Annotated in this window: 9 protein-coding genes; 5 read left to right on the top strand and 4 right to left on the bottom strand. The window is 66.6% G+C overall.

Annotation, left to right across the window (positions count from 1 at the left end; all coding sequences use genetic code 11):
* Window positions 1–110: 110 nt before the first annotated feature.
* On the top strand, window positions 111–431 hold the full coding sequence (locus tag WAN02_RS25715) for a hypothetical protein (RefSeq protein WP_422267706.1): 321 nt from the start codon (window positions 111–113) through the stop codon (window positions 429–431).
* Between the two features lie 30 nt (window positions 432–461).
* Here the strand turns inward: WAN02_RS25715 and WAN02_RS25710 are convergent, their stop codons facing one another.
* Entirely contained in the window at window positions 462–1973 is a 1512-nt protein-coding gene (locus WAN02_RS25710) for an RNA polymerase sigma factor (protein ID WP_422267704.1), read from the bottom strand.
* 176 nt (window positions 1974–2149) lie between these two features.
* On the bottom strand, window positions 2150–2956 hold the full coding sequence (gene ppgK / locus WAN02_RS25705; RefSeq protein ID WP_422267702.1) for a polyphosphate--glucose phosphotransferase: 807 nt from the start codon (window positions 2954–2956) through the stop codon (window positions 2150–2152).
* Window positions 2957–3072: 116 nt separating this feature from the next.
* On the opposite strand from ppgK, the gene WAN02_RS25700 reads away from it, so the two are divergent.
* Window positions 3073–3948: an inositol monophosphatase family protein gene (locus WAN02_RS25700; protein ID WP_422267700.1), complete on the top strand. Its 876-nt coding sequence runs from the start codon at window positions 3073–3075 to the stop codon at window positions 3946–3948.
* Window positions 3949–3959: 11 nt separating this feature from the next.
* On the opposite strand, the gene cei is transcribed toward WAN02_RS25700, so the two are convergent.
* On the bottom strand, window positions 3960–4610 hold the full coding sequence (cei, locus tag WAN02_RS25695) for an envelope integrity protein Cei (protein ID WP_422267698.1): 651 nt from the start codon (window positions 4608–4610) through the stop codon (window positions 3960–3962).
* Window positions 4611–4773: 163 nt separating this feature from the next.
* Here cei and WAN02_RS25690 point away from each other — a divergent pair, with 163 nt between their 5' ends.
* A complete protein-coding gene (locus WAN02_RS25690) occupies window positions 4774–5076 on the top strand; it encodes a DUF4193 domain-containing protein (RefSeq protein WP_067332485.1) in 303 nt (100 codons plus the stop codon).
* 25 nt (window positions 5077–5101) lie between these two features.
* Here WAN02_RS25690 and WAN02_RS25685 read toward each other — a convergent pair whose 3' ends face one another.
* Window positions 5102–5578, bottom strand: a complete 477-nt coding sequence (locus WAN02_RS25685; protein WP_422267696.1) for a DUF3093 domain-containing protein — start codon at window positions 5576–5578, stop codon at window positions 5102–5104.
* 25 nt (window positions 5579–5603) lie between these two features.
* Between WAN02_RS25685 and dut the strand changes: the two genes are divergently transcribed.
* Together dut and WAN02_RS25675 are read left to right on the top strand one after the other, a co-directional pair.
* On the top strand, window positions 5604–6068 hold the full coding sequence (gene dut, locus WAN02_RS25680) for a dUTP diphosphatase (RefSeq protein ID WP_422267694.1): 465 nt from the start codon (window positions 5604–5606) through the stop codon (window positions 6066–6068).
* Between the two features lie 130 nt (window positions 6069–6198).
* Window positions 6199–6648 (top strand): DUF3710 domain-containing protein (locus WAN02_RS25675; protein WP_422267708.1); only part of this gene is annotated, 450 nt, incomplete at its 3' end.

Here is a 6648-nt window from a genome sequence, read left to right as displayed (position 1 = left end):
CCTGAGAGAAACGCCCACCCTCATTGATACTTCGCTGGATTAAAGACGACGACGACGAGCAGTACCGCGCATATAGCGGCAACCGCACGTACACCGCTCGCCTCTTTGAGGTGGGCGCATACGACGGCGACCCCACGCTGACCATGTACGACGACCGTTACCGGTCGACATGCTGGTCCCTGACGATCCGGGTGGGCGTGACCACTCTCAACCCTGTCCGGTTGTTCAACAACCGCTCCAGCGCGCTGTTCGCGGCGCAGTTAGCAGAGGACAACGCGACGGACCACCGACGCCCGAATTCAGATGTGGATGAATTCTCGGGACGACACGGACGAGGGATACGTGACGAGAACACCGTCACGATCACGGGCCGGGACGGCAAGACCTACACGTACTGGACTCGCGAGAGGGCCGATCTGATCGGGGAGTAAAGGGCCCGGTTGCCGGTCGCGGGGTGTCGGCTAGTCCAGGTAATCGCGCAGCACCTGGGAACGGCTGGGGTGGCGCAGCTTCGACATCGTCTTCGACTCGATCTGGCGGATGCGCTCACGGGTGACGCCGTACACCTGGCCGATCTCGTCGAGGGTGCGGGGCTGTCCATCGGTCAGGCCGAAGCGCAGCCGTACCACGCCGGCTTCACGCTCGGACAGTGTCTCCAGCACCGACTGCAGCTGATCCTGTAGCAGCGTGAACGACACCGCGTCGACGGCCACCACGGCTTCGCTGTCCTCGATGAAGTCACCGAGTTGGCTGTCGCCCTCGTCACCGATGGTCTGGTCCAGCGAGATCGGCTCCCGGGCGTACTGCTGGATCTCCAGCACCTTCTCCGGGGTGATGTCCATTTCCTTGGCCAGCTCTTCGGGCGTGGGCTCGCGGCCCAGGTCCTGCAGCAGCTCACGCTGAATGCGGCCCAGCTTGTTGATCACCTCGACCATGTGGACCGGGATGCGGATGGTGCGGGCCTGGTCGGCCATCGCGCGGGTGATCGCCTGGCGGATCCACCAAGTGGCATAGGTGGAGAACTTGTAACCCTTTGTGTAGTCGAACTTTTCGACCGCACGGATAAGACCCAGGTTTCCCTCTTGGATCAGGTCGAGGAACGCCATGCCACGGCCGGTGTAGCGCTTGGCCAGCGACACCACGAGTCGCAGATTCGCTTCCAGCAGATGGTTTTTCGCGCGGTCGCCGTCGCGGCAGATCCACACCATGTCGCGACGCTGAGCCGCGGGCAGCTTCTCACCCTTTTCGGTCAGGTCGGTCATCAGCTGGGTTGCATAGAGGCCGGCCTCGATCCGCTTGGCCAGCTCGACTTCCTCTTCGGCGTTGAGCAGCGCCACCTTGCCGATCTGCTTGAGGTATGCGCGAACCGAGTCCGCCGAAGCCGTCAGCTCGGCGTCTTTACGGGCCTGTCGCAGCGCCTCTGACTCGTCCTCGTCCCAGACGAAATCGCCTGAGGCCTTGTCCTTTTCGCTCGGCTCGACGATGTCTTCGTCATCGACGGCTTCGTCGCCGGCGGCTTTGGCCGGCTTCTTGACGGCCGCTCCGTCGGTCTCGGGCGTCTCGGGATCGTCGTCGGTCGCGTCGACCTCGAGGTCTTCGAGGTTCAGGTCTTCCGGGTCGATTTCGATGTCGTCGCCGGGTCCGCCGTCGAGTTCGGCGTCGACCTCGAGATCCTGCTCGTCGGTTTCAACGTCGGTAGTCGTGACCTCGGCGTCGTCGGCGCCTTTGGAGGTCGCTTTCTTGGGGCGACCACGGGCCGGCGCAGACTTGGCTGCTGCGGTCTTGGTGGCAGCGCGGGTCTTGGTGACCGTCGCTGCTTTGGCAGCCTTCGCCGGCGCTTTAGCGGCGGTCTTGGTGGCGGCGCCATTGGCGGCTTTGGCCGGCGAACGCTTCGCCGGGGAACTCGCGGGAGATTTGGCGGCGGTGCGCTTCACCGGCTCCTCTGTTGCCGGTCGTGCTTTGGTCGCTGCCACGTAAACCCCTTCGGTAGAACTCAACTTCCGGTGCTCTAGGCATGGTGAACCGGAAAACGTCAGCTATGTCAGATGTCGGCGTCGATTATCAGGGTGGATATTCGCCGCTATCGGTCGGGCGGCTGCCGGTGACCATTGTAACGACAGCAGGGCAATACCCCCGCCAGAGCACGAAATCAGTGCGTCACGTCGCGCGTCGCCGCCATCGCCGCGCCGACGATTCCGGCGGTGTTCTGCAAGGCCGCGGCCACCACCGGAGTGCGGTTTTTCAGCAGCGGCACCCATTTGTCGGCTTTTCGGCTGATCCCTCCGCCGGCGATGAACAACTCCGGGCACATCGCGTTTTCGATGGCGACCAGCACTTTCGTCACCTGTTTGGCCCACTTTTCGTAGCTCCAGCCACGCTTGTCCCGAACCGAGGACGCTGCGCGGTGTTCGGCTTCTTTGCCGCCGACCTCGAGATGGCCGAACTCCGTATTGGGCAGCAATATCCCGTTGTGAATGACTGCCGACCCGATTCCGGTCCCGAATGTGAGCAGCACCACCACGCCGTGCGTGTCTTTGCCCGCGCCGTAGCGCGCCTCGGCGAGTCCGGCGGCGTCGGCGTCGTTGAGCACCACGACCTCCTGACCGTTCAGGCCGGCGCTGATGATCTCGCTGGCGTCGGTGCCGATCCACTTCTTGTCCACATTGGCGGCGGTCCGGACGATGCCGTTGGTGACGACGCCGGGGTACGTCACGCCGAGCGGGCCGGTCCATCCGAATTCGTTGACGACTGCGGCGATCGTCTTGGCCACGGCCGACGGAGTGGCCGGATGCGGTGTCAGCAGCTTGTAGCGGTCGCCGACGAGTTCGCCGGTGTCCAGGTCGACGATGCCGCCCTTGATGCCGCTGCCGCCGACGTCGACGCCGAAGCCGCGGCGCGGCGGCGTCTCGGTGCCTCCGGCGGCAGGCGAGGCGTTGGTCGAGTCGGCACTGGTCATCGAATCTCCTCGGCGAGGGGTAGGCGTCGACCAAACCCTAGTGCGTAGCTGGGCGGTTGGTTGGTCTGTTACCCGGACGTTGCTGAACCCGGCAATACCTGTGATGCGATGGGTCGGTGAGCACACCTGAGAACCAACCGGGGCGGCTGCGGACGGTGGCCGAGACACTGGCCGGCGAAGCGGCCGCGTTCGTCCGGCGACGCCGCGGCGAGGTCTTCGGCGCGGACGCGGGCACGGACGGCGATGCCGCGGTGCAGTCCAAAACGACCCCAACCGATCCGGTTACCGTGGTGGACACCGAAACCGAACGGCTGCTGCGTGATCGGTTGGCGCAGCTGCGATCCGGTGATGCCATTCTCGGCGAGGAAATCGGCGGCCCCACCGATCCGGCGACTGCCGCCGCCGGATCGGTGACCTGGGTGCTCGACCCCATCGACGGCACGGTGAACTTCGTTTACGGAATCCCGTCGTATTCGGTGTCGGTGGCCGCGCAGGTCGAAGGCGTCTCAGTGGCCGGCGCGGTCGCCGATGTGGTCGGCGGGCGGCTGTATTCGGCGGCCACCGGGCTGGGCGCACACGTCACCGACGCCGAGGGCACCCGCCCGCTGCGGTGCAGCGCGGTCGACGACCTGTCGCTGGCGCTGGTGGGCACCGGGTTCGCCTACTCCACACGACGCCGCACGGTCCAGGCGGAACTGGTGTCGAAGATCCTGCCGGTGGTCCGCGATGTACGCCGGATCGGCTCTGCGGCACTGGATTTGTGCATGGTTGCGGCCGGCCGGCTCGACGCCTACTACGAGCACGGTCTACACGTGTGGGACAGCGCAGCGGGGGCGCTCATCGCCGCAGAGGCCGGCGCGCGGGTGGTGTTGCCGCAGCCGGGGGACCCGGAGAGCAACGCGGCCCTGGTGGTCGCTGCGGCGCCCGGCATCGCCGATCAGTTGCTGGCTGCGTTGGCGCAATTCGACGGCCTGGCCCCGATTCCGGGCTGACCGGGCTGCGGTCAGCAGTTGCCGGCGTGAATCTTGGCCAGCAGCGCGGGATCGGCCGGCTCGGTGGCGCCCGGGCGTAGACCGGCGAGGACCACGGAGATGTCATCGCTGTGCGCCAGCGCGCCGAACTCCGTGCCGATCGCCAGGTCGACGGAATCGTCGGTGCGGTCATCGCGGTACAGCTCGGTGCACGGCGCTACCAGCCACACCGCTGCGGCGCTGGCCTGCCCGGCCTCGCCGAAGCGGATCTGCCCCTGGCAGTTCAGCCGCGTTTTGCTGTAGACCGGGTCGTTGGCCGCGGCGGGCTGCGGGAATCCCAGGTCCCGCAACGCGCCCGCGACGTCGGCGGCCTGGCCGCCGCGCCCGCTGGCGTTGAGTACGCGTACTTTGGCGTCGGCCAGTTTGGCCGGCGCGACGTTGACCATCGTGCTGCGCGACACCAGGGTGCCCAGGTGCGGCTGTGCGGGATCCGCTTGCTCTGGGGGCGCAGTGCACACCGTGGCCTCGTGGACCTCCGCCGGACGGGTCAGCGCGATCGTCCACACCACCGCGCTGGCCACCAGTAGCACGATGAGCAAGGCGATGGCGGGCCGGGCATTGCGACGGCGAAAGGGGCGACCATGCTTGTCGAACGCTGTACCTTCAGTGATTTGCGCGACCACGTACGCACTCTAAGGCCCGGTGTTTAGCGCGAGGTAGCGCGGCTAAATACGGGATGTGACGTAAATCACACTTGAAGACTCTGCGATACGGGCACGAATCGTTTTGCGGATGCGTTCGACGCTGGTACAAAGCTTTGCTTGCAGGGTTACGAGGGGACAGATGATGGCCACTGATTATGACGCCCCACGGCGTACCGAAACCGATGACGTTTCAGAGGACTCTTTGGAGGAGCTCAAGGCACGGCGAAACGAAGCGGCGTCGGCGGTCGTTGACGTCGACGAGTCAGAGTCCGCCGAGTCCTTCGAGCTGCCTGGCGCCGACTTGTCCGGCGAAGAGTTGTCGGTCCGGGTGATTCCCAAGCAGGCCGACGAGTTCACCTGCTCGAGCTGCTTTCTGGTGCAACACCGCAGTCGCCTGGCCAGTGAAAAGGGCGGCGTGATGATCTGTACGGACTGCGCGGCCTGATTTCGATGGTCGCCGAAGTTGCCGACTAGCTGCGCAACGCCGACAACACCCGCTCGGGGTGGCGGGAGCTCACCAGCCAATACGGCGTCGGATCGTCGGCGTCGTCCAAAACCACCAGAACCATCGGGCCGACCCAGCCCCGGTGCAGCACATAGGCGGCCGGATCGAGCTGGCGCCCGAGCGCCGCGGACTTCGCCGAGCGGGGAATGTCGGCCGACCGGGCGATCACGGTGACCGGCAGATGGGCCTCGCCGGCCCATAATTCGACTCCGCCGCCATCGGCGGTAACCCGGACCTCCACGCGGCCCAGCCACAACAACGCCCCGGCTGCCACCACGAACAACACCGCGAACGGGAGCCAGTCCGGCAGGCTCGGCACGCCCATGTTGACCTCGACGGCGATCAACCCCGCCAAGCCGAAACCCAGTGGCCACCACCACCACGGCACCCACAACCGCTCGCGATACCGCACGCTTTGCGGAGTGACTGGCGGCCCTGACACCCGGTCAAGGGTAATCTGTGGCCCCGTGTCGACCAGTCTGGCGGTTGTTCGTCTCGACCCCGGGCTTCCGCTGCCCGCCCGGGCCCACCACGGTGATGCGGGCGTGGACCTCTACAGCGCAGAAGACGTCGAGCTGGCGCCCGGCCACCGCGCGCTGGTGGGAACCGGGATCGCGGTCGCCATCCCGGTCGGGATGGTGGGGCTGGTGCATCCGCGATCCGGATTAGCTGCGCGGGTGGGACTTTCGATCGTCAACAGCCCCGGCACCATCGATGCGGGTTACCGTGGTGAGATCAAGCTTTCGCTGATCAATCTCGACCCTGCGGCGCCGATCGTCGTCCATCGCGGCGACCGGATCGCCCAGCTGCTGGTGCAGCGCGTCGAGTTGGTCGATCTGGTCGAGGTGTCCTCGTTCGACGAGGCCGGACTGGGCGATACCACGCGCGGCGACGGCGGCCACGGCTCCTCCGGCGGACATGCGAGTTTGTGACAGCCGGCGACGATGCAAAGCGAAGCGATGCGGAGGAGCGGCGTTATAGCCGCGCCGGCGACGATGCAGTGGGGGCGCATCGAGCCGCGCAGCGGCGAGGGGCACGAATCGATGACGAGGAGCGGCGCGGCTGATGGCATTCGGCAGACGTAAACCCAAAGAGCAGCCAGTCGACGAGCCGGAACCCGTGGGCACACACCGGAAGCCGGATGCTTCGGTCGATACGCCGGTTGCCGACGACCTCGACGGTCCGTTCGACATCGAGGATTTCGACGACGCCACGGTGGCCACGGAGGCCCGCCTCGATCTCGGCGCGGTGCTGCTGCCACTGCCCCCGGGGGCACAGCTACAGGTCGAACTCACCGAGACCGGCGTCCCGAGCGCGGTGTGGGTGGTGACGGCCAACGGTCGCTTCACCATCGCCGCATACGCCGCTCCCAAGACCGCCGGTCTGTGGCGAGAAGTGGCCGGCGAACTGGCCGAGTCGCTGCGCAAGGACGGCGCAGACGTGAGCATCCAGGATGGCCGCTGGGGCCGTGAGGTGGTCGGCGCCGCCGCCGGTGTGGTGCGGTTCATCGGG

This window comes from Mycobacterium sp. (genome assembly GCF_049281135.1).
Lineage (GTDB): Bacteria > Actinomycetota > Actinomycetes > Mycobacteriales > Mycobacteriaceae > Mycobacterium.
This window is presented reverse-complemented; position numbering and strand designations above follow the sequence as displayed.

Bases quoted from the DNA above. Each gene is read 5' to 3' on its own strand.
- ppgK (WP_422267702.1), bottom strand. From the start codon at position 2,956: ATGACCAGTGCCGACTCGACCAACGCCTCGCCTGCCGCCGGAGGCACC.
- WAN02_RS25690 (WP_067332485.1), top strand. From the start codon at position 4,774: ATGGCCACTGATTATGACGCCCCACGGCGTACCGAAACCGATGACGTT.